Below are 25894 nucleotides of genomic sequence, written 5' to 3' on the forward strand. Positions count from 1 at the left end.
GCCCCATCTCCATCGAATGGGAAGACGCCGGCATGGACCGCCTCGAAGGCGCCCCCGAAGCACTCGGCTACATCACCCGCCTCAACCGCATCACCCCACCCACGGCCGCCTTCGACGCCGCCTTCTCGTCGGAGTGACGATCGTTTAGGCTGGACACGGCCTGCGTCTCAGGTCAGGGGCGCAGGCCGTGTTCTTTCACGGTCAGTCGATGACAACGATCTGACGGAGGACCTCGCCGGTCTTCAGGTTCGCGACGGCCTCGTTGAGGTCGGTCAGGCGGATCCTGGAACTGATCATGCTCTCCAGGTCGAGCTTGCCCGCCTTGTAGAGGTTGGCGAAGTACGGGAAGTCGCGGCGGACGTCGGAGCCGCCGTACAGGGAGCTGAGCAGGTTCTTGCCCTCGAAGAGCAGGCTGAAGGCGGTCAGCGGGACCTGGTCGTCCAAGGCGCCGGCGCCGACCACGATGACGTCGCCGCCGCGCCGAGTGGCCTGCCAGGCGGTCATGATGGCCTGGGACTTGCCGACCACCTCGAAGCCGTAGTCGAAGCCCTGGCCGCCGGTGAGGGTGGCGATGCTGTCCATCAGCTGGTCGGGGGCGCAGGTGTGGGTGGCGCCCACTTTCCTGGCCAGCTCGTGCTTGGAGTCCAGCGGGTCGATGGCCAGGATGGTGGTGGCGCCGGAGACCCGGGCGCCCTGGATGACCGACAGGCCGACGCCGCCGCAGCCGACCACGGCGACCGTGCTGCCGGGGCGGACCTTGGCGGTGTTGAGGACGGCGCCGACGCCGGTGGTGATGCCGCAGCCGATCAGCGCGGCGGCCTCGAAGGGGATCTCCGGGTCCACCTTGATGGCCCCCTGCCAGGGCACGACGACCTCTTCGGCCCAGGTGCCGCAGCCGGCCATGCCGAAGGCGGTTTTGTCCCCGTCGTAGCGGAAACGGCCCTCCATGAAGCCCTTCATGACGTACGTCATGCACAGGTACGGCTGGCCCCCGATGCAGCTGGGGCACTCGCCGCAGGTGGGGGTCCAGTTGATGATGACGTGGTCCCCGGGGCGCACCGAGCTCACATGGTCGCCGACCGCCACCACCTCGCCGGCCCCCTCGTGGCCCGGGACCAGCGGCACGGGCTGCGGCAGGGTGCCGTTCATGGCGGACAGGTCGGAGTGGCAGACGCCCGTCGCCCGGATCCGCACCCGAACGTCGGCGGGGCCGAGGTCGGCCAGCGTGAGATCGTCGCGGATGTCGAGCTTGTCGTCGCCGACCGCGTGGAGCAGTGCGCCGCGCATGGAACCTCCTGGATGGGGGGACCGGAATTACTCTTCGAGGCTGAGCGCCGCCTTGGGGCAGGACCGGACCGCGTGCCGGACCCGGTCCAGCAGGTCGGCGGGCGGGTTGGGCAGCAGGACGTGCAGGTTGTCCTCGTCGTCCACGTCGAAGACCTCGGGGGCCAGGCCCACGCAGACCGCGTTGGCCTCGCACACCAGGTAGTCCACATTTATCGTCATGTGTCTCCCTTAGGCGAGTTTCCGGTGATCCCAGGAGACTACGCGGGTGGGCTCCACGATGAAGGCCACCCGCTTGCGGCCGCTGTGCTCGACGTACTCGCGGAGGGGCTCGGGGTCGGCGCCGGTCATCCGGCGGGTGACGGCCATGCCCACGGCGAGCACCCCGTCCCGGTCGGGGATCGGGACCGCCTTGCCGTAGACGAGCACGCCGCGTAGTTCGGAGTAGTCGTCTCCGGTCTCCACCAGGCAGCTCACCCGGGGGTCGCGGGCGATGTTCCTGGCCTTCTGCGCCTTCTCGTACGTCCAGAAGGTGAGGCGGCCCTCGTCCAGGCCGTAGAACATGGTGACGAGGTGCGGGGTTCCGTCCGGGTTGATGGTGGCCAGTTGGAGTTTGCGGGCGTCCCGCAGCAGCGCGGCCACCTCGTCATCGGTCATGGATATCCGGGCGCGCTGGTTCACGGTGAGAAGTAGAACACGTTCCATAAGGGGTAACAAGGGGGCCGGTGGAATATTGTTCGGCCGGTAGGGTGGCCGGGTGATGCCCCCCGACCTGCGCCTGGCGGCCGAGCGTGCCAGAGGGTTCATGCCGCCCGACGAGGGCTTGGCCCTGTACGAGACCGCGCTCGCCCAAGCGCCGCTGGGGCCGCTCTGCGAGATCGGTACGTACTGCGGCAAGTCTGCCATCTACCTGGGCGCGGCGGCCCGGCAGGCGGGCACCGTCCTGTTCACCGTGGACCACCACCGGGGCTCGGAGGAGATCCAGCCCGGCTGGGAGTACCACGACCCCGAACTGATGGACCCCGCCGCCGGGAAGATGGACTCGCTGCCGTTCTTCCGGCGGACCATCGCCGAGGCCGGCCTGGAGGACACGGTGGTGGCCGTGGTGGGCGCCTCCGCGACGGTCGCCCGTTACTGGCGCACTCCGCTCGCCCTGCTCTTCATCGACGGCGGCCACTCCGAGGACCCGGTCACCGCGGACTACACCGGCTGGTCCCCCCACCTCCACCCCGACGGTGTCCTGATATTTCATGACATCTATGTGGACCCGGCGGAAGGCGGGCAGGCGCCGTACCGGATCTACCAACGGGCGTTGCGGGAGGGCTTCGAGGAGATCCGGGTGACGGGCTCGCTCCGCGTGCTCAGGCGAGTCCCCGCCTGAAGGCCCCTCGGCGGGGCTGGGTCAACGCCGGGCCATCCGTGCACAGCCGCAGCCCAGCGGAGCCCGGTCGGCCGTGTACGCGCCGGCGTCGCGGAAGACGGCGGACCCGCCGGTGGTGCCGGAGAGCGCGTCGGCCGCCAGGATCACCGCCGCCGCCGTGTACGCCGAGCGCTCGTTCGGGAAGTGCTTCTCGTTCACGAACTGCCAGCCCGTCCAGTACGAGCCGTCCTCGTGCCGCAGGTGCTGCATGTCGGCGAACAGGTTCAGCGCCCGGTTCCGATCGCCCAGTGCGTCCAGGGCCAGTACCAGTTCGCAGGATTCCGCGCCGGTCACCCAGGGCTGGTCGGAGACGCAGAGGATGCCGAGCTCCGGGGTGACGAAGACGTCCCACTCCTCGTCGATGCGCTGGTGTGCGGTGGGACCGCGCAGGGCGCCGCCCAGGACCGGGTAGTACCAGTCCATCGAGAAGCGGCTCTTGTCGGCGAACGCCTCGGGATGTTCGCGCAGCACGTGGCCGAGGTGGTCGGCGGCCAGCTCCCACTCGGGGCGCGGGTCGCCGAGCCGTTCGGCCAGCGCCACGCCGCAGCGTAACCCGTGGTAGGTGGAGGAGCAGCCGGTGAGCAGCGCGTAGGAGGCGGGGACGCCGTGCGCGTCGCGCTCCCAGACGATCTCGCCGCGCCGGGTCTGTAAGCCGACCACGTAGTCCAGCGCCAGGGCCACCATCGGCCACATCTGCCGGGCGAAGTCCTCCTCGCCGGTCACCAGCAGGTCGTGCCAGACCCCGACCGCCACGTACGCCGCGTGGTTGGACTCCCCGCCCGCCTCCACGGCGACGCCGTCCTTCAGCTTCATCGGCCAGGAGCCGTCGGGACGCTGGTGCCGTACCAGCCAGGAGTAGCCCTTTCTGGCGGGTTCGCGCAGGCCCGCGGCGGTCATCGCCATCAGGCACTCCACGTGGTTCCAGGCGTCGATGTGGCCTTCCGGCCAGGGCACGCCGCCCTCGGCGTCCTGGATGGCCGCGATGCTCTCGGCGGTGCGCCGGACCTGGGCGGCGGTGAGCACTCCCGGGACGGCCGGGATCATGCGGGCTTCCGGGCGTAGACCACCACGCTCTTGCCGATCAGCGGGTTGAGCACCGCCTCCGCCAGCCGGGTCAGCGCCGGCCGCTTCATGATGTCCCAGACCAGCAGCTCGTGGTACGCCTTCGCGAGCGGATGCCCGTCGTTGTTCACCCCCACGGCGCACTTGATCCACCAATAAGGCGTGTGCAGCCCGTGCGCGTGGTGGTGGCCGCCCACCTCCAGCCCGGACGACTTCAACTTGGCGGCCAGCTCAGCCAGGGTATAAATCCGGATATGTCCGCCGGGGGCGGTGTGGTAGTCCTCCGACAACGCCCAGCAGACGCGCTCCGGCAGGAAGCTCGGCACGGTCACCGCCACCAGCCCGCCCGGCCTCAGCACCCGGACCAGCTCCCGCATCGCCGCCAGGTCGTCGGGGATGTGCTCCAGCACCTCCGAGGCGATCACCCGATCGAAGTGGCCGTCGGGGAACGGCATCGCCAGCGCGTCCCCGACCACCGTCTCGGCCATGGCGCCCGGCGGGACCTCGCCCTCCTTGTCCATGGCGGCGAACATCGCGGCCACGCCCTCCAACTCGGCCGCGTCCAGGTCGTAGGCGACCACGTCGGCCCCACGGCGCAGCACCTCGAAGGCGTGCCGCCCGGCCCCCGCGCCCAGGTCAAGCACCCGGTCGCCGGGTCCTACCGGCAGCCTGTTGAAGTCGACGGTCAGCACGTTTCCCCTCCCAGATCGGTGTCGGTGTCACCGGGCGCCGCGTTACCGGGGGTTGTTCCTCCGGGCGGCGATGGCCTCGTGGTAGGCCTCCACGGTGCGGCGGGCCACCACCGGCCACGCGTACCGTTCCATCACCCGGTCGTAGCCGCGCTTGCCGACCGCGGCGCGCTCCTCGGGCGAGTCGTGCAGCCGCCGCAGCACCGCGGCCAGCTCCTCGGCGTCGCCGGGCGCGACCTGGATGGCGGCGTCCCCCACCACCTCGGGCAGCGCCCCCGTACGGGAGGCCACCAGCGGCGTGCCGCAGGCCATGTGCTCCACGGCCGGGAGCGAGAAGCCCTCGTACAGGGAGGGCACCACCGAGATCTCCGAGGTGGCGATGAGCTCGGCCAGTTCCGTGTCGGAGATGCCGTGCACGAAGGTGACCCGGTCCTGGAGCGCCAGTTCGGCGACCAGCTGCTCGGTGGGCCCGCCCGGGGTGGGGCGGCTGACCACGGTGAGGTGCACGTCCCGCTCGGTGGACAGCTTGGCGACCGCCCGCAGCAGCGTGGCCACGCCCTTCATGGGGGAGTCCGCGCTGGCCACCGCGACGATGGAACCCGGGCGTTTGGGCAGGTGGGGCCGGGGGTGGAAGAACCTGGTGTCGACGCCGAGCGGGATCAGGCGCAGGTTCGCCTCGGGCACGTGGAAGTCGCGGTGGATGTCGGCGAGCGAGGATTCGCTGACCGTCAGGATCGGGCTCAGCCGGGGGGCCACCCGCGCCTGCATACGGACGAAGCCGTACCAGCGGCGCATGGACAGCTTCTTCCACTTCTGCGCGGCCTGCAGCTCGATCCTGCGGTCCACGCTGATCGGGTGGTGGATGGTGCCGACCATGGGGAACAGCTTCTGGATGCCGAGCATGCCGTACCCGAGGGTCTGGTTGTCCTGGACCACGTCGAAGTCGCCGACCCGCTTCTTCAGCTCACGGTGGGCGCGCAGGCTGAAGGTGAGCGGCTCGGGGAAGCCGGCCGTCCACATGGTGGCGACCTCGAGCACGTCGATCCAGTCCCGGTACTCCTTCAGCCCCGGCGTGCGGAACGGGTCGGCGTCGTTGTAGAGGTCCAGGCTGGGGACCTCGTTCAGGATGACGCCCTCGTCCAGTTCCGGGTACGGCGGACCGCTGAAGACCTCGACGTGGTGGCCGAGCGCGATCAGTTCCCGGCTCAGGTGCCGGAGGTAGACCCCCTGGCCGCCGCAGGTGGGCTTGCTGCGATAGGACAGCAGCGCGACACGCAGCCTCTCCGCCAAGGAGCACCCCTTTCCCGGCCCCTGCGGGGCGCCACAAAGACGACCTTAACCCCGTTTTTTGGTGGAAACCGTACTCTTCGTCGCGTTACGTCTACCGAACGACGTTCGGTGAAACCTGTTCTACCACGGATGACGCTCATAGAACGCAGAGGGGTACATTTTGTGCATTGCGCAGCATGAACAGGGAGGGCGTTTTGGCCAGGAGTGCGCTGATCACGGGCATCACCGGTCAGGACGGGTCCTACCTCGCGGAACATCTGCTCAGTCAGGGTTACGAAGTCTGGGGGCTGGTCAGGGGACAGTCGAACCCGCGGGTCTCCCGGGTCCGGCGGTTACTCGGGGACGTGCGCCTGGTGCGCGGTGACCTGCTCGACCAGGGATCGCTGATCTCGGCCGTGGAACGGGTCCGGCCGGACGAGGTCTACAACCTGGGCGCCATCTCGTTCGTGCCGATCTCCTGGGAGCAGGCCGAACTCACCGCCGAGGTCACGGGGATGGGCGTGCTGCGCATGCTGGAGGCGATCCGGGTCATCTCCGGGGCCTCGTCCATCCGCTTCTACCAGGCCTCCTCCTCGGAGATGTTCGGCCAGGTCCGCGAGACCCCGCAGACCGAGCGGACCCCCTTCCACCCGCGCTCCCCTTATGGGGTGGCCAAGACGTACGGGCACTTTCTCACCCAGAACTACCGGGAGTCGTACGGGATGTTCGCGGTGTCCGGCATCCTCTTCAACCACGAGTCCCCCCGGCGGGGCGCCGAGTTCGTGACCCGCAAGGTTTCCCTGGGCGTGGCGCGCATCAAGCTCGGCCTGGCCGGGGAGCTCCGTCTCGGCAACCTGGAAGCCCGGCGGGACTGGGGTTTCGCCGGTGATTACGTACGCGCCATGCAGCTGATGCTCTCCGCCCCCACCCCCGAGGACTACGTCATCGGCACCGGCCGCACCCACTCCGTACGCGAACTGGTCGAGGCCGCCTTCTCCGCCGCCGGGCTCGACTGGCACGACTACGTGGTCGCCGACCAGACCCTGCACCGCCCCGCCGAGGTCGACCTGCTCTGCGCCGACCCCAAGAAGGCCCGCACTCAGCTGGGCTGGGAGCCCACGGTCTCCTTCGAGGAACTGGTCGCGATGATGGTGGAGTCCGACATCCGCCTGTTGTCCGACGGTGGCGACCCCGACCAGGACGGCTCCTGGCCGTAAGACCGTGGGGGCGGTTCAGGGCGGCCCCGCGGCCTCAGCCCTGTTTGACCGGCACAGCACGCCCCCGGCTCGGCGGCTCCCCGCGATCCCGATTCCGGGTGGCCGCGATCACCCATTCGGCGATCAGCAGGTTGGGCACCCACCCCAGGAAGGGCACAATCGCGTACGCCGTCTCGAACGACTTCAACGTCACAAGCAGCGTCACCAGCCACAACCGCAGCGTGACGGCTCCATAGGTCAGCGCGAACACCCGGATGGCCCACCGCCGGTGCGCGGCGACGTCCCCCCGCCGGATGGCGAGAAACGCCAGCACCGCGAAAGTGATCCAGATGATCCCCAGCGACCCGAACCCCGCCACCCCGATCGGCCCCGCCATGTTCACCGGTGCGAGGACCAGCCCCGAGACCCCCGCGACCAGCAGCGCCACCAGCGCCACCCGCCCCACGGCCCGGTGCAGGACCGGCACCCGGTCGCGAATCCGCGCCGCGAACTGCACAGGCACCAGCAACAACGTCAGCCCGCCGAAGATCACATGTGTGTAGAAGGCGGCGTGAATCACCCCGTCCCGCCCGGCATAGTTCGTGGCGATCGCATTGTGGTCCGCCAGCGCCTCGAACGACTCGCGGAGGTAGGGCAGCGGCGAGTAGACGGCAATAGCCGTCGCACTCAAACAAAACCACCAGAACGCGGTCTTCTTCACGCGGCCAGGGTGCCACACACCCCCCTATCAATACCCCTAGAAGAACGGCGCCCTGTGGACGGCCACTAGACGGTGACCGGCAGGGTTTTGATGCCGTTGATGAAGTGGCTCCGCAGGCGGCGGGCCTCGCCGGATTGCTGGAGGCCGGGTGCGCGGGCGGCGAGGGTTTCGAAGAGCACCCGGAGTTCCATCTTGGCCAGGTGGTTGCCGAGGCAGAAGTGCGCCCCGCCGCCGCCGAAGCCGATGTGCGGGTTGGGGTCGCGGGTGATGTCGAAGGTGTCCGGGCGGTCGAAGATCTCAGGGTCGCGGTTGGCGGCCGAGTAGAAGACCACCACCTTGTCGTTCTCGGCGATCTCCTGGCCGCGCAGCGTGGTGGCGGCGGTGGCCGTACGGCGGAAGAGGTTGACGGGGGAGACCCAGCGCACGATCTCGTCGGCGGCCGGGCGGGCCAGGGCGGGGTTCTCGACGAGCTGCCGCCACTGGTCCGGGTGCTCGAAGAGGGTGAGCATGCCGCCGGAGGCCGCGTTCCTGGTGGTCTCGTTGCCCGCCACCACGAGCAGCAGCACGAACAGGTCGAACTCGTCCTCGGCCAGCACCTCGCCGCCGTCGTCTGGCTGGAGCAGCTTGGTGACGATGTCGTCCCTGGGGGACTCCCGCCGGGCGGCGGCCAGCTCGTTGGCGTAGGCGTAGACCTCCATCGCCGCGGCGCTGCCCTCCTCGGGGCTGGTGGCGTAGTCGGGGTCGTCCGAGCCGATCATCCGGTTGGACCACTCGAAGATCTTGTCCCGGTCCGCCACGGGCGCGCCGAGCAGCTCGCAGATCACGTAGAGCGGCAGCGGCGCGGCGAGGTCCCTGACGAAGTCGATGGACGGCTGGGCCAGCGCCTCGTCCAGCAGCTGGTGGCAGATCTCCCGGATGTGCTCCTCCAGCCGGCCGATGGCCCGCGGCGTGAAGCCCCGGTTGACCAGCGAGCGGCGCCGGGTGTGCTCCGGCGGGTCCTGGTTGAGCATCATCAGGCGCTGGAGCTCGATGTTCGCGTCGGGCATCTCGTCGAAGAGTGCCAGCCGCCGGGCCGAGGAGAAGAGCCCGCTGTCCCGGGAGATCTGGACCACGTCGGCGTGCTTGGTGACCGCCCAGAAGCCGGGCCAGCCCCGCTCCTCGTCCCCGTGGTGCCAGTAGACCGGAGCGTGTTCCTGGAGCCACCGCAGCTGCTCGTACGGCGCGCCGTGCCGGGCGTACTGGTCCTTGTCGACAAGGTCGATGTCCATGGGGGAACCCCGCTCGGGTCGGTGAGGCGATCGGGCACGTGCCGTTTCTGCAACGTGTTCTATTACGGGCTGTGGGCACCGTCAACCCAGAAGAAAGGTAGAGGAACGTACCACCCAAAATCGGTCATCCGATGTCTTATGGTGGAACGTATTGACACCTCGGGCGATCGCACGGCACGCTTACCCATGAAAACATCGGATGTCTAGGGGGGCTTGTGAGGCTGCTTCGGGTTGGTGACAAAGGTGAGGAACGCCCGGCGGTGCTGTCGGACGACGGACGCCTCCTTGACCTGAGCGGCCTGCTCGCCGGTGGCGATCTGGACGCCGTTTTCTTCTCTTCCGACGGTCTGGCCAGAGTCCGGGCGGCGCTCGCGGAGAACGCGCTCCCAGAGTTGGACGGCACGGGACTGCGCGTCGGCGCGCCCGTCGCGCGGCCGGGAAAGGTCGTGTGTATCGGCCTGAACTATCGCGACCATGCTGAGGAGTCCGGCGCCCAGCCGCCCGCCGAACCTGTCGTCTTCATGAAGGCCGGCAATACAGTGGTCGGACCTTTTGACCAGGTCCTGATCCCCCGGAACAGCACCAAGACCGACTGGGAGGTCGAGCTGGCCGTCGTGATCGGCCGCACCGCCCGGTACCTGGAGTCCCCCGAGGCCGCGCTGGACGTGATCGCCGGCTACACCGTCTCCAACGACGTCTCGGAGCGGGAGTTCCAGCTGGAGCGGGGCGGCCAGTGGGACAAGGGCAAGTCCTGCGAGACCTTCAACCCGCTGGGCCCCTGGCTGGTCACCGCCGACGAGGTGGGCGACCCGCAGCAGCTGGGCCTGCGGCTCTGGGTCAACGGCGAGCCGCGCCAGGACGGCAACACCAAGAACATGATCTTCGACGTGGCCGAGATCGTCCGGTACCTGAGCTGGTTCATGGTGCTCGACCCCGGCGACGTGATCAACACCGGCACCCCGGCGGGCGTGGCCCTCGGCGGATATCCGTACCTGCGGGAGGGCGATGTGATGGAGCTGGAGATCGACCACCTCGGGCGGCAGCGGCAGACGGTGGGGCAGGCGTGATCCAGCCGGCGCCGCTGCTGCCGTCCACCCGGGCCGTGCAGAGCTTCCAGACCTATGACATTCGGTTCCCCACCTCGCTGGAGCTCGACGGCTCCGACGCGATGAATCCCGACCCCGACTACTCCGCCGCGTACGTGGTCATCGGCGACGGTGAGCACGAAGGCCACGGCTTCGCCTTCACCATCGGGCGCGGCAACGACATCCAGACCGCCGCCATCGACGTGCTTGAGCCGTACGTGCTGGGCCGGGACGTGAGCGACCTCGGCGCGATCTACCGCGAGATGGCCCACGACTCCCAGCTGCGCTGGCTCGGCCCGGAGAAGGGCGTCATGCACATGGCCATCTCCGCGGTGGTCAACGCGCTCTGGGACCTGCGCGCCAAGCGGGAGGGCAAGCCCGTCTGGCGGCTGCTCGCCGAGATGTCCCCCGAGGAGATCGTCGATCTCATCGACTTCCGCTACCTCACCGACGAGCTCACCCGGGAGGAGGCCCTGGCCATCCTGCGCCGGGCCGAGCCTGGGCGCGAGGAGCGCATCGCGTACCTGCTGGAGCACGGGTACCCGGCCTACACCACCTCGCCGGGCTGGCTCGGCTACGACGACGAGAAGCTGCGCCGCCTCTGCGAGCAGGCCATCCGGGACGGCTTCCCGCAGATCAAGCTGAAGGTCGGGGCCAACCTGGCCGACGACATCCGGCGCATGCGCATCGCCCGCGAGGTCTGCGGGGACGGCTTCCCCATCGCCATCGACGCCAACCAGCGCTGGGACACCGGCACCGCCGTCCAGTGGGTGGACGCGCTCGCGCCGTACCAGCCGTGGTGGGTGGAGGAGCCGACCAGCCCGGACGACGTGCTCGGGCACGCCACCATCGCGCGGGCCATCGCCCCCATCCCGGTGGCGACCGGGGAGCACGTGCAGAACCGGGTGGTCTTCAAGCAGCTGCTCCAGGCCCGCGCCATCTCCTACCTCCAGCTGGACGCGGCCCGGGTGGCGGGGGTCAACGAGAACATCGCGATCCTGCTGCTGGCCGCCAAGTTCGGCATCCCGGTCTGCCCGCACGCCGGGGGCGTCGGGCTCTGCGAGCTGGTGCAGCATCTGTCCTTCTTCGACTATGTGGCGGTCAGCGGCACAATGCAGGGGAGGGTCATCGAGTACGTCGACCACCTGCACGAGCACTTCGTGGATCCGGTGGTCATCCAGAACGGCGCCTACCGGGCGTCCACCATGCCCGGATTCAGCGCCACCATGCATCCGGAGTCGATCACGGCCTACTCCTACCCGGACGGGCCGGCCTGGAGGTCCGCATGAGCGAGTTCGACGGTCTCAAAGCCCTGGTCACCGGGGGTGGTTCCGGCATCGGCCTGGCCACCGCGACGCTGCTGGCCGAACGCGGCGCCCAGGTCGCCTGCCTGGACCTCAACCCGCCTGGCCCGCCGTTCTTCGGCGTCAAGGCCGACGTCACCGACGACTCCTCGGTCCGCACCGCCGTCACCGCGGCCGCCGAGCACCTGGGCGGCCTGGACATCGTCATCAACAACGCCGGAATCGGGGCAGCGGGCACCATCGCCGACAACTCCGACGAGGAGTGGCTGAGGGTCTACGACGTCAATGTGGTCGGCATGGTCCGGGTGGCCCGGGCGGCGCTGCCGTACCTGCGGGAGTCCGCGCACGCGTCGATCGTCAACACCTGCTCGATCGCGGCCACGGCGGGCCTGCCGCAGCGGGCGCTCTACAGCGCGACCAAGGGCGCGGTCTACTCGCTCACCCTGGCGATGGCGGCCGACCACGTCCGGGAGGGCATCCGGGTCAACTGCGTCAACCCCGGCACGGCCGACACGCCGTGGGTGGGACGGCTGCTCGACGCCGCCCCCGACCCCGAGGCCGAGCGGGTCGCGCTCAACGCCCGGCAGCCGATGGGCCGGCTGGTCAGCGCCGAGGAGGTCGCGCACGCCATCGCGTACCTGGCGTCGCCGCTGGCCTCGGCGACCACCGGGACCTCGCTGGCCGTGGACGGCGGCATGCAGGGCCTGCGCCTGCGACCGAAGGGGTGAAACTTGCAGCGCATCGCCCTGCGGACCCGGCTCAAGGCGGGGTGCGAGGAAACCTACGATCGTGAGCACGCCTCGGTTCCGCCCGAGTTGGAGGCCGAGATGCGGGCGTACGGGGTGCACTGCTGGCGGATCTTCCGGGATGGTCGTGAGCTTTTCCACTACGTGGAGGTGGACGATTACGCCATACTCCAGGCGAAGCTGCGCGACAGTCCCGCCAACCAGGCGTGGCAGGCACAGATGAACCGGCTCCTGGACGGCGATTTCGATCCCGGCGACGGCGGCCTGCGCATGGTTTGGGAGATGGACTAGTTCACGGTCTTTCCTGATCTGAATAGGGGTTGATGTGGCGCTTCCTTCCAGTACAGCGCGGTACGGCCTCGGCGCGGCGCCGATCGGGAACCTGTTCACCGCCCTGAGCGACGCGGAGGCCTTCGCGACGGTGGACGCCGCCTGGGAGGCGGGCATCCGGTTCTTCGACACCGCCCCCCACTACGGTCTCGGGCTCTCCGAACGCCGCCTCGGCCTGGCCCTGCGGGACCGGCCGCGTGGCGAGTTCACCCTGTCCACCAAGGTCGGACGGCTGCTCGTGCCAACCTCGGGGGATGCTCGGGACGACCAGGGGTTCGACGTGCCGGCCACGCACACCCGGGTGTGGGATTTCTCCCGGGACGGGGTGCGGCGGTCGCTGGCGGAGTCGCTGGAGCGGCTGGGGCTGGACTCGGTCGACATCGCGCTGATCCACGATCCGGACCACCACTGGAAGGAGGCGGTGGGGGAGGCGTTGCCCGCGCTGGCCGAGCTCCGGGACGAAGGGGTGGTCAAATCGATCGGGGTCGGGATGAACCAGTGGCCGATGCTCGCCGACTTCGTGCGGGAGACCGAGGTGGACACGGTGATGCTCGCGGGGCGGTACACGCTGCTCGACCAGTCGGCGGCGGCGGAGTTATTACCGCTCTGCGTGGAGCGCGGGGTTTCGGTGATGGCCGCCGGGGTGTTCAACAGCGGGATCCTGGCGACGCATGATCCGCGGGGGACGTACAACTACGTGGCGGCGCCGCCGGAGGTGCTCGCGCGGGCGCGGCGGATGGCGGAAGTGTGTGAACGTCACGGGGTGACCCTGCCGCAGGCGGCGCTGGCGTTTCCGGCGCGGCATGCGGCGGTTTCCTCGGTTGTGGTGGGGATGCGGTCGGTTGACGAGGTACGCCAGAACATGGCGTTGGCCACGACCCCCATCCCCGAAGCCCTCTGGCCCGATTTGGCGGAAATATCGTGATTGATAGTCATCATCATCTGTGGGATCCGGCGCGGCGGGCTTATCCGTGGATGTCCGGGGAGGCGTTGGCCCCCATTCGCCGGGCCTACGGTCTCGCCGAGTTACGGCGGGAGACCTCCGCCGCCGGGGTGACCGGCACCGTTCTGGTGCAGACCGTCGGGGACGTTATCGAAACCGATGAGTTCCTCGCCGTGGCCGCCGAGTCCGAGGGACTCGTTCGCGGCGTGGTCGGGTGGGTTGATCTGACCGCACCGGATGTAGGGGACGAGCTCGCGCGGCTGCGCTCACTGCCGGGTGGGGACTTGCTGGTCGGGATCCGGCATCAGGTGCAGGATGAGCCGGATCCGTTGTGGTTCTCGCGGCCTTCGGTGGTTCGGGGGTTGCGCGCGGTGGCGGCGGCCGGGCTGGTCTATGACCTGCTGGTGCTGGTGCCGCAGCTCGCGGTGACCCGGTCGGTGGTGGAGGAGCTGCCTGACCTGCGTTTCGTTCTTGATCACGCAGCCAAGCCGCCGATCGCGTCCGGACAGTTCGAGCCCTGGGCTGGAGAGATTGCCGCGCTGGCCAAATACCCGCACGTCTCCTGCAAATTCTCAGGCCTGGTGACCGAGGCCTCATGGACAACCTGGACCCCCGACCAAATATCCCCCTATGTCAGGCACATTTTCGACGTGTTCGGCCCTTCCCGGGTGATGTTCGGCTCCGACTGGCCGGTCTGCGAACTCGCCGCCACGTATGAGCAGGTCGTCTCACTGGCCCGCGACCTCACCTCCACCGACCAGGACGCCGTTTTCAGCGGCACAGCTCGATCGGTGTACGGCCTGCGTTAGATTCCGGGTCAGTCGATGGTGGCCTGCCACCGGCCACGCTGAAGGTGGATCGTGCCGTCCGGGGTGATACGGACCTGCGCGCCGTAGAGCGGTAGCGAACCATGCCGCAGCCAGTAGTCGCGGATCTCATCCAGCAGGTCCCACAGCCGGCGGGGCCCGCCCTGATGGACTGTCGGCAGCGCGCGACCCTTCTGCTCGGCCCTCGCCCACGACCCGTCCTCGTGCACCATGAGCATGGTCCGAATGTCACCGTCCGCGGCGTAGGTGTGCTCGATTCCAGGGGCGGCCAACTCCAGCATGCTGAGCACCTCCCACGCCTCCTCCACCTTCACAACGGGGTAGCGCCCGTACGCGACGTGCTCGCCGTCCTCGGTACGGGCACGTTCACGCAGCGCCCCATCCTTGGGTGGGTAGTCGATGCCGGTACGGGTGCGCATGAACATGGCCTGGTCGAGTTCGATCCTGCCGATGGCACTGCCGTCCTGCTGCTTTTCGGCGGTGAGGATGACACTCATACCGGTGAGCGTGGTGGCCAGCCGTCCGCCTGATTTCAGCGCCCTCAGCCACGAGGTGGGAACCTTTCTGACCGAGACCATGGCGGCGATCCGGTCCCACTCACCGTCCAATGGGCCGGTCGCGTCCCCCGTGATGATCCGCGGCCGGAATCCGATCTCGGCTAGCCGCCGCTCGGCCGCCGAGTTGAGGTAAGGATCGACGTCGATGGCCGTGACCCTGGTGTCACCGAGGCGGGCGCACAGGACGGCGGTGCCGTACCCGCTGCCGGTCCCCACGTCCAGGACGGTGCACCGGTCGTCGATAGAGGCGTGCCGGTACATCTGAACCACCAAGCGCGGCAGGGTGGACGAGGACGTCGGAGCCCCCTCCGGACGGATGTCGGGCTCGGCCTGGTCGGCGTGGAGCACGCCGATCCTGGTCACCAGCGTCCAGTTGCGGTACGCGGCGGCCAGCCACTCGGCGTGGTCCTCCTCGCCGACCCGCAGGTTCCACTCTCCGTCTCTCGCGGCCCACCAGCGGGGCACGAACAGATGCCGCGGGATGCCAGTGACCGGCACCCGCCACCGCGAACCGGGCGGGGCTGCCACCGCAGCGAGGTCCAGCGCGTGCGCCGTCCAATCCATAAGGAAGTATCCGCCTTTATGGCTATTGACCCCTCTCAGGGTGGCGGATGGCAAGGGGCAGGATGAGGGCCTTGCCCTCGCAGATGGCGGAGGCGGGTGGGCAGTCGTTGCCGTCCGACGCCGTCGCTCGTAGTGGGATCGACGGGCTTGGGCTTGATGTCGCCGTCGCCATCGGGACCAGCTGCTGATGTGACACTCGCTCGGGGCTGGCTGGGTCAGTTGGGCGAAGAGCCGGCCAACCACCCATCGCTGACCGTCCACATGACGATCCTGGGCCGGAGTACTCTGCTGCTGATCTAGCGCGTAGGGGCGGGGGCGGCGATGAGCGCCGAAGACCGGATCGAACGGGCCAAGACGCTCTATGAACGGGCAGTGTTCAGCGGCGACGCCAGCGTGCTGACCGACGCTGAACGGGGTCTGGACGCGGTGGAGGCCGATGCCGCGTTGGCCCGTGGGCGGATCCTGCATGCGCGGTTTCTCAACGAGCGCGCCGGCGCCGGCTCGTCACCCGTCGAGGACCCGGCTGAGCTGCCGTTGTTTGAGCGCGCGATCGAGTTGTACCGGGCGCTGGGCGACGCGCGCGGCGAGGCCGAGGCGTTGTTCTGGATCGGCTGCCTGCATCAGGTCATCCGGCGTGACAACGAGACTGCGGTTCCGGAACTGGAGCAGTCCTGCCGGCTGGCGGCGCAGGTCGGCGACAAGCCGACCCAGTCCGAGGCTCTGCGGCATCTGGGCATCGCGGCATACATGGCCGGTCGGTTGGATGAAGCGCGCGAGCGGCTGGAGGAGTCGTCGCGGCTGTGCCGGGAGGTCGGGGCCCTGCCGGTCGTGGCCGCCAACATGGTCGGGCTGGCCTACATTGCCGCCGCTCAGGACCGCCGGGCGGACGCGCTCGCGACACTCGACGAGGCGCACGCCATCGCACAGGCGCATGGCGCCCATGCCATCGTGCGGCAAATCGAGCAGGCGAGAACGGAGATCTAGGCGCGCGATCACGCCAGGCGCCCAAGCTGCCAACGCCAGACCAACCACGACCGATACCGGCGCAACCTCGACCATCGACCAAGGTCCACATAACGACCCCGGGCTCCGGCGGCCAGCTCTGCCGGGTTGGGGTGGGCCTGCCGGGGAGTACTAGATCAGTTCTCTCATCGGGCAGGCCCGTTGGGAGGGTCGGCTGCCGTCCCGGCGGAGCGAGGGCCGGAGCTGGGGCAGAAGGTTGGGGGGCTTTCGGGGGTGCTGTGGATAAGTTGTTTTAATGGTGGGTTGTTTTGGTGTCTGGGGTGGGTGTTACCTGCTGGTTTTGTGAATTGGGTAGGTGGTTGGAGCTAAAGGATTATCCACAGAATCGCGCTCGGTCGTGGGGTGCGGGATGTGGGTGGGGATTCTTGGAGTCGATTTCCCGTTCGAGTCCAGGAGGTCCTCGTGATTCCCCTCGTGCTGGTCGTGGCCGGTCTGACCGTTTCTCCGTCCACGCCGGTGCGGCCCGATTCCGCTCCGGTTAATCCCTGTGTGATTGATACGTCCCTTTCTGATCGTGCGTGGATTGGCTCAGGTGCCTTCCCTCGGGAGCCCGCCGGGCTTGACCGGTGGTTGCGTGTCTGGGAGACGCGGTGGAATGCCTGGGCCGCCCGCTTCGATCAGTGGACCGCCGCCGCTCCCTGGTGCGAGGCACGCGCTCCGGAGCCTCCCAATCCGTGGAGACCCTCGCACTCCTCAAGCCCCGAAGATTTCCAAGAACCCGGACAGACCGGAGGCTCCGGAAAGCCAGGAGGTCCGGAAGGAACTGAAGATTCCGGAACGGGTGAGCCTGACAGGTCGGACATCGCCGACTCGGACACGACCCCCGTCTGGCCTCCAGCCAAGTCCTCAGGGGAGATCCAGCCGGGAGCCAACCCCCCAGGGGAGGCCGAGTCTCCAGGCAAGTCCTCAGGGGAGACCCAGTCGGGACCCAAGTCCTCAGGGGAGGCCGAGTCTCCAGGCAAGTCCTCAGGGGAGACCCAGTCGGGACCCAAGTCCCCAGGAGAGGCCAAGCCTGCGGCCAAGTCCCTAGGAGAGATCGCGGTGGCAGCCGCCAAGAACTGGCTGGGCACCCCCTACACCTGGGGCGGCGGCAACCGCCAAGGCCCAACCCGAGGTGTAGGCAGAGGCGCCGTCCGCATCGGCTTCGACTGCTCAGGCCTGGTCATGGCCGCCTGGGCCAGAGCCGGCGTCACCCTCCCGCACTACACCGTCGCCCAGTACCGCCGAGGCCTCCGCATCTCCCTCCGAGCCCTCCGCCCCGGCGACCTCATGTTCTTCGGCGGCACCAGCACCCAACCCACCCACGTAGGCATCTACATCGGCAACCGCCAAATGATCCACGCCCCCAAAACCGGCGACGTAGTCCGCAAATCCAACGTCCTAGACTCAAAACCCCGAATGTCCAACTACAGAGGCGCAACCCGTCCCAAGTAACGCCCTCGCCGGACAGCCGGGCATGACCTGGCGCACTCCGTAACGCCGGATGGCCCTGTGTCTGCTGCACACGCCGGCCATGGGCCACCGCCTTGGCGAGGTAGTGCCTGAGCAGCCCGGCGGCGGCCCGGGCGTCGATCCACCCACACCACATCGCTCAGCCAGCGGCTGCGCTTCGGCAAGCAAGCACACGGCTCGGGGCAACACTCCTCGGTCCGAGTTCCTGCTAGGCCTCATTCGGCCGACTGACCCTGTGCCTGCTGCGTACGTCGACCATGTGCCAGCCCCGAAGGGTGTATCACTTCACATCGCTCAGCCAGCGGCTGGGCCTCGGCGAGCAAGTGTGGGGCTGGGGCAACCCCTTCGGTTCGAGCGCCTACTTGGCTTCATTCGAGTGGCTGTTTGGCCTCATCGGCCGGGATCCCGACTGGGTGCCGTGAACTGCGGGGATCATCGACCGGGGCCGCCGGGAGCAGCCGCAGGACCCCGGTCTGGGTGTCGTGAGCTGCGGGGATCATCGACCGGGGCCGTCGGGGAGCAGCCGCAGGACCCCGGTCTGGATGACCACCGCAGCGTGACCTCCACTGCCTACGTCTCCGCCATGGGTGGCTCAGATTTCCTTGACGAAGACGATGGCGTCGATCTGGTCGGTGGTGGCCGGGTCGAGGGGGAAGTACGTGTGGTCGGCTGGGACGCGGGGCGTCAGCTTTCGGTCGAGGGCTGCGGCGAGGCGGCGGGGATCGATGACGGCGCGGGCGTGGGGGAGGGTCGACAGGAGGCCTTCGAGGGTGTCGGGAGGGGGAACGTCGGAGCTGCGGCTGCCGAAGGTGGTGGCGGCGAAGCTGTACTGGTCACCGAGGCGGGTGCTGATGCTGGCTCCCGCGCCCTGCAACTGGACCGGCAGGTCGGCGAACCGCAGGTGGCTCTTGTCGCGTTGCAGATGGCTGTTGTGGGCAAAGGCGAGGGTGGGGCCGCGATGGGCCTCGCGGCGGAGGATGGCATCGAGGTTGTCGGCCATGATCGCATCGCGCAGGCAGATGAGCGTGTTGAAGCGGGTGGGCGTGGTGTCGGCCATGCCGGCGTGGTAGGTCAGGAGCCCGGCGGCGGTACGGGCGTGCAGGTCGGCGTGCCACCAGTCGTCGGGGGAGGTGGCGGCCGTCAGATGGGGAGCGTGCGAGGTGAGCATCGCGCGCAGGTCGTCGGCGATCAGGCGTAGTTCCCTGGCCTCGGGGGTGCGGCCGATGGACTGGGTGGGATCCATCATGGCGGCCGGGTTGGTCCAGCGATCGTCGGGGCCGAGCAACTCGTACAGGGTCTCGCGACTCAAGGCCAGGTCGAGGTGGGCGGCCAGGTAGTCGTGCAGTGCGGTCAGGGCTGGGCGGGGACTGGCGCCGTGGGTTATCTCCAGGGGACCGTCGAAGCCGTAGAAGCGGAGCCGCTCGTGCGAGGGACGCTGCTCGTTGTAGGCGCGCATCCAACGCAGGAGTTCGCGGTTGGCAGGTGAGGCGCCGAAGCCGTGGCTGAAGCCGCGGCTCATCGCGTCGTCCAGGGTTCCGGTGCCGTCGGCGATGTACGCGTCGGCGGTCAGGGCCGACAGGCAGTCGCTCTCAATGGTGATCGAGCGGTAGCCCTCGTGTTCGACGAGGTGACGGAAGAGTTCGTTGCGCAGTTCGGGGAAGGCTTCGACGCCGTGGGTGGGCTCGCCGAGGCCGAGCAGGCGGGTGGCGGGGGACAGGAGCGCGGTGAGGGCGCCGGCGGTGAAGGGATGGGCGGCGTCCTGGATCGAGGTCGTCATTCCTTCAACTGTAACGTTGAACCTTCGGTGTAAACTTTGGCGGTATTTCCTGCTGTTGACGAGGACGTACCTTCAAAATGCGGTTGCGGCCCATCGATCTGGCGCGTGAGCACGGCCTGTCCACGCAGGCGGTGCGCAACTACGAGGAAGCGGGGATCCTGCCACCGGCCGAGCGCTCGCCGCACGGCTACCGCGGCTACACTCCGCGCCATGCGGCGGCGTTGCGGACGTTCCTGGCGTTGATCCCCGCGCACGGCCACCCGACCGCGGGGGCGATCATGCGAGCTGTGAACGGCGACGCGATCGAGGAGGCACTGCGGCTGATCGACGAGAGCCACGCCGAGTTGGCTGGCGACCGAGACACGCTGGAGGCCGTGGAACGAGCCCTGCGCGACCTGGCACCACCGCATGAGCCGGCGCGGCTGCGTGAGTTGGAGCCAGGTGTGACGTTCATCGGGCCGTTGGCGCGCCGGCTTGGTATCCGGCCGGCGACGTTGCGCAAATGGGAGCGGGCCGGGCTGATCGTGCCCCGGCGCGACCGGAGCACCGGCTACCGCGTCTACACCTCCGCCGACGTGCGCGACGTGCTGCTGGCCCACCAGTTGCGGCGAGGCGGGTACGGGCTTGAGCAGATCGCGCGGGTGCTGGAGCGGGTGCGGGCGGCGGGCGGACCGGAGCCGCTGCAGGCGACGCTACGGGAGTGGCGCGACCGGCTGACGGCGCGGGGCTTGGCGATGCTGGCAGCCGCGGCCGCGCTCGACACCTATCTGGGGACGCCATAGCGCCGATGCCTGCTGAGCGGGGCCGATCACGCTGTTTCGGCGCTGAGGGACTGCGCCACGGACCGGCGCGCCGCCAGGCGTGCGGGCAGGGCGGTGAGTGCCGCCGTCGCCAGGACAGTCGCGAGTGCGGCGCCGAGCATCCGGGACATGGGCGGTGGAATCGTATTGCCGACGCTGAAGATCCAGTACATGACGATGCCCAGGGGAACGCCGATGATGGCGCCGGCCAGGCCGGGCAGGAGCTGGGCGGTGGACAGCCCGGCGGAGATCTGACCTGGGGTGGCGCCGAGCGTACGCGCGATGGCCATGTTCGCCCGGGCCTCTATGGCTGTGGTCCAGGTGAGCGTGATGGTGTTCACGACGGCGAGTGCGATCAGCAGGATGGTGACGGCGAGCATCAGCCGGCGGTCGTGCTCACCTCGCAGGTTGGGCAGGGCGGAGGAGCCGTCCAGGCCGTAGCCCCTCTCCGGCTGGGCGTAGAGGGTCAGCAGGGCGATGATCGCGATCACCGTGGTGGCGGTGGAGCACGCCTGCAGTACGGCGCGGCCCGGCTGGCGGGCGGTCAGCCGCAGCCCGAGCAGCAGCGGCGTGGGCAGCAGCGACGACAGCGCGGTGAGCCAGGGCCGGTGACGGGGCTGATGCGCGGTGGCGGTCAGCGCCGTGACGGTCGCCGTACGTATAGCCCGCAGCGTGGGACGCAGCGTGGACAGCACCGCCACCGCCACGGCGAGGACGGTCGCCGTGGCAACAGTGGCGCCGCCGAGCCCGGCCGCGTCGCCGATCCGGCTGGCGGTGGGGCTGGCGATGGCGGGTACGGTCAGGCGGGCGATCACCAGTCCCAGCGCGTCGCCGGCCAGCGCCAGCGCCAGGTACTCGGTGAGCAGGACGGTGGCGATCAGACCCGGGGTGGCGCCGACGGTTTTGAGCAGCCCGGCCCGGCGCGTCTGCTCGACGGCGCGTCCCGCGGCCAGCGCCGCCACTCCGGTGATGGCCAGGAAGCTGAGCAGCCAGCTACCGACGACCAGGATCGGCTGGGAGTTCTTGAGGATGACCATGTCCTGCTCGGCCGTGAACTGCCAGGCATGGAAGTTCACCCTGAGGGCGGGGCCGCGGTGGGCGTCCAGGAAGGCATCGGTCGCGGCGGGGTCACGCAACTCGACGTCCAGGGCCATGGTCACCGGGAGGTCCTGGGACGACGCCAGGGCCCGGGCATCTGATCGGGTCATCCAGGCCAGGCCGCTGTAGTCGCTGGGACCACCGCCTGGCCCGATCTGCGCCGCCCAGGGGTAGATGGAGGTGGCCGCGGTCACGGCGATCCCGACGACGGGATACGAGCGGTCGGCGATGGTGACGCGGTCGCCGACGCCGACGCCCAGGGCGGTGGCGAAGCCGCGTTCGAGGACCGTGCCGCCGGAGCGTACCCACTGACCCGAGGTCACCAGCGGCCGGTTGACCGCGCCGGGCGTCTCGGCGAAGCCGTGCACCACCACCGGGGACGAGGTGGAATCGCGTGTGGTGAGGTCGGCGTAGACGATGCGATAGGGGCCATGGTGGGCGATGACTTCGGGATCGTCCGCCAGCGAGGCCAGGGCCGAGGTCACGGCGGGGCCCGTGTCGCCGGAGAGTGCCACCACGTCCGGCCCGGCGGTGGCCGCGCGGGTCTGCTCGTACAGCGCGTCGCTGACGCCGCGCAGGGACAGGCCCAGGGCCAGCGTGGTGGTGGCCACGGTCACCGCGAGCAGGAGCATCGCGGCCTGGACCTTGTGCCGGCGCACGTCGGCCAGCACCAGACGCACGACGAGCACGATGGAGCCCATGGTGTTCAGCCCTCCAGCCCAATCAGCCCGCCGAGCCCGCGCGGGTGGGAGCCGGCCAGCCGGGTGTCGTCGACGAACATCCCGTAGCGCATCGAGACCAGCCGATCCGCCGTGGCCGCCACCCGCTCGTCATGCGTGACGATCACGAAGGTCTGCCCCGCGGAACGCAGTTCCTCGAAGATCCTCAGTACGTCGAGGGTCGCCGCGGTGTCGAGGTTGCCGGTCGGCTCGTCGGCCAGGACGACCAGCGGGTCGTTGACCAGCGCGCGAGCGACGGCGACTCGCTGACGCTGCCCGCCCGACAGTTGCGAGGGCAGGTGCCGGGCGCGATCGGCGAGCCCGACCCGTTCCAGCAGCAGGCTCGCGCGCCGCCTGGCCTGGCGGCGTGAGCGCCCGGCCAGCAGCGCGGGCAGTTCCACGTTCTCGGCCGCCGACAACTCCTCCACCAGATGGAAGGCCTGGAAGACGAACCCCACCGACCGGCGCCGCATACGCGCCAGAGCCCGCTCGCTCAGCGTGTCGATGCGCCGCCCTGCCACCCACACCTCTCCGTCGGTGGGCCGTTCCAGGCCACCCAGCAGGTGCAGCAGGGTGGATTTCCCGCAGCCGCTGGGCCCCATCACCGCCAGCATCTGTCCCTGAGGCACCTCCAGGTCGACCTCGTCCACCGCGCGGACCCGGCTCTGCCCCTGACCATGCGTCTTCACCAGGCCGCAGGCCCGGACCGCGGCACCTGACACGTTCATCCACCCTCGACTTCGTCATCGGCCTTGGACCAGGCCCGCTCGCAGGCGTCCAGCCAGCGCAGGTCCGCCTGCAACCGCAGCGCGACCCCTTCCAGCAGCAGTCCTGCGCCCGATCCCGCCGGCTCGGCCAGCGCCGCCTGCTGCGCCTCGCGCAGGCGGCGCAGCAACTCACGGCGCTGCGCCGCCACCAGTTGTACGGGGTCGGCCAGCCGGGCCGCGGCGGCAGCGGCGAGTTTGAGATGGAACTCCGCCAGGTCTGGTTTCGGCCAGCCCACCTCGGCCAGCCAGGCGGCCACCCGCTGCTGCCCGGCGGGCGTCAGCGCATAGACCTTGCGCTCCGGCCGTTCGGGCAGGCCGTCGGCCCGTTCGCAGACAACGAGCCCCGCTCGCTCCAACCGGGCCAGGGTCACATAGATCTGACCGGGGTTCATCGACTCGCCCAGCGGGCCGAGAATCTGCCGCAGCCGAGCGCGCAGGTCGTACCCGTGCGTCGGCTCTTTGGCGAGCATCGCCAGCACTGCGTCCTGCATGCCACCCCTAACGGTTGGCCAATAGATAGCGGTTAGCCATGAGAGGTGTCAAACGCCGCACCTGGCGAATCTCCTGGACCGGCCCGCGGCCAACTGAAGGGCAGAGGTGATGGGGTGGGCCGGTGGACCTGTCCCGGCGAGGACGGAAAACGCCGTCCCGCCGCTGATTCGGGCACTGCCTACGGACGCGATGCGCGCATCCCAACCCCCGCCGACCGCAGCCCCGGCCAGCCGTGGCGGCCCGGCTTTCGCGACCGGCGTGACCCGCGGCGGCGATGACCGCGGCCGGCGTCGGTGGCCCGAGCAAGAGGCGAGGCGGGGCAGAGGTCAGGAGCAGAGGTCAGGAGCCAGAGCTCAGGAGCAGAGGAGCAGAGGTCAGGAGCGGAGGTTAAAGGGCTTGGCGGAGCCATTCTTCGACGCCGGCGATGTGGACGGTTGCCCAGGCCTGGGCTACTTCCGGTTGGCGGGCGGCTATTGCTTCGTAGATGGCGTAGTGCTGGTCGAGGGTCTTGCTTGGGGCGTTCTCCTGGGTGAGGCCGCGCCAGACCCGGGCTCGGGTGGTAGGGCCGGAGAGGGATTCGATCAGCGAGCAGAGCACGGCGTTGCCGGAGCCTTCGGCGATGCGCTGGTGGAACTCGATGTCGTTGGCGACCAGTTGCTCGATGGACGGGTTGGCGGGCAGCGCGTCCAGGATCTTGCGGAGTTCGGCGATGTCCGCGTCGGACATCGTGGTGGCGGCCATCGCGGTGGCGGCCGGTTCGAGGATGCGGCGGACCTGGAAGAACTGGAGCACGGTGTCGTCGCGGTGGAAGTCGACGACGAACGAGAGCGCGTCCAGCAGCAGCCGGGGTTCCAGGCTGGTGACGTAGGTGCCGTCGCCCTGCCGTACGTCCAGGACGTTGATGAGGGCGAGGGCGCGGACGGCCTCGCGGAGCGAGTTGCGGGACAGGCCCAGCCGTTCGGCCAGGTCGGCCTCCTTGGGCAGCCTGTCCCCAGGGGCCAGCTCACCCGCAATGATCATTCCCTTGATTCGATCGATCGCCGCGTCGGTAACCGCCACGCTACGCACACCCACCCTTGAGACATCCGATGTCTATGAGTGTATGCCGAACCGGACCGGCTCACCCTCCGTGCGCTCGACCAATGCGCGCACTTCGAGGGTACGCAGGTGCGCGGCGGCCTCCCCGGCGGCCATTCCCCGCAACATCGGCGGCAACTGTTCCCACGGGCGGTTCCAGGTCATACGCCCCGCGACCTCCCAGATGGTCAGGGGTTTCGCCGCCTCGGCCAGCAGTTCCGCCAGCGTCTGGAGCTTCTCCTCGTGATGGTCGAGGATCTCCGCCGCTCGCCGCGCCACATCAGGAAATCTCACCTCATGGGCGGGCAGCGCCTCGATCGCTCCCAACTCCATCACCCGCCGCAACGACGCCATGAAGTCCCCCAAAGGATCAACATCATGCCGGTCGTACGGATAAATCCCGATATGTGGCGTGATATCGGGGAGGACGTGATCGCCGGTGAACACTCGGTCGGCGTCCTCCAGGTGCAGGCAGATGTGGCCCGGTGAGTGGCCGGGAGTCCAGATCACCCGGAGTCGCCGCCCGGGCAGGTCGATCAGCTCTCCGTCCCGTACCTCCCGATCGGGCAACGCGGGCGGTTCCGGCCGCCCGGACACGAGCGCGGCCACCTCATCGCTGTCCGCCCCCGCCCGCCGCAGCATGTCCGAGTGAGCGTCCGAATGCGGACCATCCGCGAACGCCCGGAACGTCCGGACCACCGTTGTATCGGCCTCGTGCATCGCGATCCACGCCCCGGAACGCTCCCGCACCTGCCCGGCCAGCCCCGCGTGATCGGGATGAAAATGCGTGACCACCACCCCCCGGACCTCCGCGACATCCATCCCCACCGCCGCCAGCCCGCCCGTCAACGCCTCCCAGGCATCAGGATGGTTCCACCCGGCGTCCACCAGCACGGGCCCCCGCGCCGACTCGATCGCGTAAACCAGCGTGTACCCCAGCGGATTGCCCGGAATAGGCACCGGCACACTCCAGACTCCACCGCCAAGATCTTCCGGCCGCTGCGTGCTGAAGGCCCGCCGCATCGCCTTCTTCCGCACCTCGCCGTGACCACCGGCCACCCGTTCGCCCTCGGTCGCGCGGTCCGCACTGGTGCTCACGCCCTGCTCGCCCACACCCACCGTCCCCAACCCTGCCGAGCCCGGTCCATGACGACACCACCCCGGGACCTCTGATCAAGCGCTTGGTGTGCTGAGTCTAAGAGCCCCCGACAGAACCGAGAAGGGTCACCAGCCTCCCGCCGTTATCCGGCGCCGTTAACGCCCGGGAGGAAACGACAGCGCGGGAGGGCCTCCAGTCCCGAGCGGTGCCGTGACAGGTGGTCCGCCTGAGTAGCTCAGCCGGGCCGTTTCTGGTTCTCGATGTACTCCTTGATGATCGAGAGTGGGGCTCCGCCGCAGGAGGCGGCGAAGTAGGACGGGGACCA

The 25894-nt window shown here is 69.3% G+C and carries 27 protein-coding genes and 1 pseudogene; 12 read left to right on the top strand and 16 right to left on the bottom strand.

From position 1 onward, the window contains the following. A pseudogene (locus KIP79_RS43770) lies at positions 1 to 137 on the top strand (sugar phosphate isomerase/epimerase); the annotation flags it as partial. A 64-nt stretch (positions 138 to 201) separates the two neighbouring features. On the opposite strand, the gene KIP79_RS43775 reads toward KIP79_RS43770, so the two are convergent. From KIP79_RS43775 to KIP79_RS43785, 3 genes are read right to left on the bottom strand one after another with little or no spacing between them, the layout of a single operon-like run. Then, positions 202 to 1287, bottom strand: coding sequence for a Zn-dependent alcohol dehydrogenase (locus KIP79_RS43775; protein ID WP_214110977.1), 1086 nt, complete (start codon positions 1285 to 1287; stop codon positions 202 to 204). A gap of 27 nt (positions 1288 to 1314) precedes the next feature. Further along, positions 1315 to 1506, bottom strand: a complete 192-nt coding sequence (locus tag KIP79_RS43780) for a ferredoxin (protein ID WP_214110978.1) — start codon at positions 1504 to 1506, stop codon at positions 1315 to 1317. Between the two features lie 9 nt (positions 1507 to 1515). Continuing rightward, positions 1516 to 1941, bottom strand: a complete 426-nt coding sequence (locus tag KIP79_RS43785) for a pyridoxamine 5'-phosphate oxidase family protein (protein ID WP_250214842.1) — start codon at positions 1939 to 1941, stop codon at positions 1516 to 1518. A 103-nt stretch (positions 1942 to 2044) separates the two neighbouring features. Here KIP79_RS43785 and KIP79_RS43790 point away from each other — a divergent pair, with 103 nt between their 5' ends. Beyond that, positions 2045 to 2665: a class I SAM-dependent methyltransferase gene (locus KIP79_RS43790; protein ID WP_214110998.1), complete on the top strand. Its 621-nt coding sequence runs from the start codon at positions 2045 to 2047 to the stop codon at positions 2663 to 2665. 21 nt (positions 2666 to 2686) lie between these two features. On the opposite strand, the gene KIP79_RS43795 is transcribed toward KIP79_RS43790, so the two are convergent. The 3 genes from KIP79_RS43795 to KIP79_RS43805 are packed head-to-tail and all read right to left on the bottom strand — an operon-like array spanning position 2687 to position 5745. Next, positions 2687 to 3748: a prenyltransferase gene (locus KIP79_RS43795; RefSeq protein WP_214110980.1), complete on the bottom strand. Its 1062-nt coding sequence runs from the start codon at positions 3746 to 3748 to the stop codon at positions 2687 to 2689. Further along, positions 3745 to 4458 (bottom strand): class I SAM-dependent methyltransferase, encoded by a 714-nt coding sequence (locus tag KIP79_RS43800; protein WP_214110981.1) that lies wholly within the window; start codon positions 4456 to 4458, stop codon positions 3745 to 3747. The genes KIP79_RS43795 and KIP79_RS43800 overlap by 4 nt, the downstream gene beginning before the upstream one ends. Positions 4459 to 4500: 42 nt before the next feature. Continuing rightward, positions 4501 to 5745, bottom strand: a complete 1245-nt coding sequence (locus KIP79_RS43805) for a glycosyltransferase family 4 protein (protein WP_214110982.1) — start codon at positions 5743 to 5745, stop codon at positions 4501 to 4503. A 194-nt stretch (positions 5746 to 5939) separates the two neighbouring features. Between KIP79_RS43805 and gmd the strand changes: the two genes are divergently transcribed. Beyond that, complete coding sequence (gene gmd / locus KIP79_RS43810; protein ID WP_250214843.1) at positions 5940 to 6941, top strand: GDP-mannose 4,6-dehydratase; 1002 nt, start codon at positions 5940 to 5942, stop codon at positions 6939 to 6941. Positions 6942 to 6975: 34 nt separating this feature from the next. Here gmd and KIP79_RS43815 read toward each other — a convergent pair whose 3' ends face one another. Both KIP79_RS43815 and KIP79_RS43820 read right to left on the bottom strand, forming a co-directional pair. Then, positions 6976 to 7641 carry a DUF2306 domain-containing protein gene (locus KIP79_RS43815; protein WP_214110984.1) on the bottom strand — a complete coding sequence of 222 codons (666 nt, stop codon included), beginning with the start codon at positions 7639 to 7641 and terminating at the stop codon, positions 6976 to 6978. A 65-nt stretch (positions 7642 to 7706) separates the two neighbouring features. Next, positions 7707 to 8909, bottom strand: a complete 1203-nt coding sequence (locus tag KIP79_RS43820) for a cytochrome P450 (protein WP_214110985.1) — start codon at positions 8907 to 8909, stop codon at positions 7707 to 7709. 215 nt (positions 8910 to 9124) lie between these two features. On the opposite strand from KIP79_RS43820, the gene KIP79_RS43825 reads away from it, so the two are divergent. The 6 genes from KIP79_RS43825 to KIP79_RS43850 are packed head-to-tail and all read left to right on the top strand — an operon-like array spanning position 9125 to position 14126. Further along, on the top strand, positions 9125 to 9976 hold the full coding sequence (locus KIP79_RS43825) for a fumarylacetoacetate hydrolase family protein (protein WP_214110986.1): 852 nt from the start codon (positions 9125 to 9127) through the stop codon (positions 9974 to 9976). Beyond that, a complete protein-coding gene (locus tag KIP79_RS43830; protein ID WP_308170220.1) occupies positions 9973 to 11283 on the top strand; it encodes an L-fuconate dehydratase in 1311 nt (436 codons plus the stop codon). Before KIP79_RS43825 ends, KIP79_RS43830 begins: the two co-directional genes overlap by 4 nt. After that, positions 11280 to 12026 (top strand): SDR family NAD(P)-dependent oxidoreductase, encoded by a 747-nt coding sequence (locus KIP79_RS43835; RefSeq protein WP_214110987.1) that lies wholly within the window; start codon positions 11280 to 11282, stop codon positions 12024 to 12026. Before KIP79_RS43830 ends, KIP79_RS43835 begins: the two co-directional genes overlap by 4 nt. A gap of 3 nt (positions 12027 to 12029) precedes the next feature. Further along, positions 12030 to 12335, top strand: coding sequence for an L-rhamnose mutarotase (locus tag KIP79_RS43840; RefSeq protein WP_214110988.1), 306 nt, complete (start codon positions 12030 to 12032; stop codon positions 12333 to 12335). Positions 12336 to 12369: 34 nt separating this feature from the next. Next, entirely contained in the window at positions 12370 to 13299 is a 930-nt protein-coding gene (locus tag KIP79_RS43845; RefSeq protein ID WP_308170221.1) for an aldo/keto reductase, read from the top strand. Then, positions 13296 to 14126, top strand: a complete 831-nt coding sequence (locus KIP79_RS43850; RefSeq protein WP_214110989.1) for an amidohydrolase family protein — start codon at positions 13296 to 13298, stop codon at positions 14124 to 14126. The genes KIP79_RS43845 and KIP79_RS43850 overlap by 4 nt, the downstream gene beginning before the upstream one ends. A gap of 8 nt (positions 14127 to 14134) precedes the next feature. Here the strand turns inward: KIP79_RS43850 and KIP79_RS43855 are convergent, their stop codons facing one another. Beyond that, on the bottom strand, positions 14135 to 15265 hold the full coding sequence (locus KIP79_RS43855) for a methyltransferase domain-containing protein (protein ID WP_214110990.1): 1131 nt from the start codon (positions 15263 to 15265) through the stop codon (positions 14135 to 14137). Positions 15266 to 15586: 321 nt separating this feature from the next. Here KIP79_RS43855 and KIP79_RS43860 point away from each other — a divergent pair, with 321 nt between their 5' ends. Together KIP79_RS43860 and KIP79_RS49935 are read left to right on the top strand one after the other, a co-directional pair. Beyond that, entirely contained in the window at positions 15587 to 16249 is a 663-nt protein-coding gene (locus KIP79_RS43860) for a tetratricopeptide repeat protein (protein ID WP_214110991.1), read from the top strand. 1080 nt (positions 16250 to 17329) lie between these two features. Next, the gene (locus KIP79_RS49935) at positions 17330 to 17722 is read left to right on the top strand and encodes a C40 family peptidase (protein WP_308170222.1); all 393 of its coding nucleotides are present in this window, start codon (positions 17330 to 17332) and stop codon (positions 17720 to 17722) included. A gap of 610 nt (positions 17723 to 18332) precedes the next feature. Here KIP79_RS49935 and KIP79_RS43870 read toward each other — a convergent pair. Further along, the gene (locus KIP79_RS43870) at positions 18333 to 19517 is read right to left on the bottom strand and encodes an erythromycin esterase family protein (protein ID WP_214110992.1); all 1185 of its coding nucleotides are present in this window, start codon (positions 19515 to 19517) and stop codon (positions 18333 to 18335) included. A gap of 77 nt (positions 19518 to 19594) precedes the next feature. On the opposite strand from KIP79_RS43870, the gene KIP79_RS43875 reads away from it, so the two are divergent. After that, the gene (locus tag KIP79_RS43875; RefSeq protein WP_214110993.1) at positions 19595 to 20299 is read left to right on the top strand and encodes a MerR family transcriptional regulator; all 705 of its coding nucleotides are present in this window, start codon (positions 19595 to 19597) and stop codon (positions 20297 to 20299) included. Between the two features lie 26 nt (positions 20300 to 20325). On the opposite strand, the gene KIP79_RS43880 is transcribed toward KIP79_RS43875, so the two are convergent. The 6 genes from KIP79_RS43880 to KIP79_RS43905 form a co-directional block, all read right to left on the bottom strand. Then, on the bottom strand, positions 20326 to 22116 hold the full coding sequence (locus tag KIP79_RS43880; protein WP_214110994.1) for an FtsX-like permease family protein: 1791 nt from the start codon (positions 22114 to 22116) through the stop codon (positions 20326 to 20328). A 5-nt stretch (positions 22117 to 22121) separates the two neighbouring features. Beyond that, positions 22122 to 22862 (bottom strand): ABC transporter ATP-binding protein, encoded by a 741-nt coding sequence (locus KIP79_RS43885; RefSeq protein ID WP_214110995.1) that lies wholly within the window; start codon positions 22860 to 22862, stop codon positions 22122 to 22124. Then, entirely contained in the window at positions 22859 to 23392 is a 534-nt protein-coding gene (locus KIP79_RS43890; RefSeq protein ID WP_214110996.1) for a PadR family transcriptional regulator, read from the bottom strand. The genes KIP79_RS43885 and KIP79_RS43890 overlap by 4 nt, the downstream gene beginning before the upstream one ends. 388 nt (positions 23393 to 23780) lie before the next feature. Further along, complete coding sequence (locus tag KIP79_RS43895) at positions 23781 to 24467, bottom strand: FadR/GntR family transcriptional regulator (protein WP_308170223.1); 687 nt, start codon at positions 24465 to 24467, stop codon at positions 23781 to 23783. Between the two features lie 18 nt (positions 24468 to 24485). Then, on the bottom strand, positions 24486 to 25493 hold the full coding sequence (locus tag KIP79_RS43900; RefSeq protein ID WP_214111002.1) for an MBL fold metallo-hydrolase: 1008 nt from the start codon (positions 25491 to 25493) through the stop codon (positions 24486 to 24488). Positions 25494 to 25804: 311 nt separating this feature from the next. Further along, positions 25805 to 25894 (bottom strand): transposase (locus tag KIP79_RS43905; RefSeq protein WP_214110197.1); only part of this gene is annotated, 90 nt, incomplete at its 5' end.

Origin of the sequence: Acrocarpospora catenulata, assembly GCF_018476525.1 — a bacterium.
Taxonomy (GTDB): domain Bacteria; phylum Actinomycetota; class Actinomycetes; order Streptosporangiales; family Streptosporangiaceae; genus Acrocarpospora; species Acrocarpospora catenulata.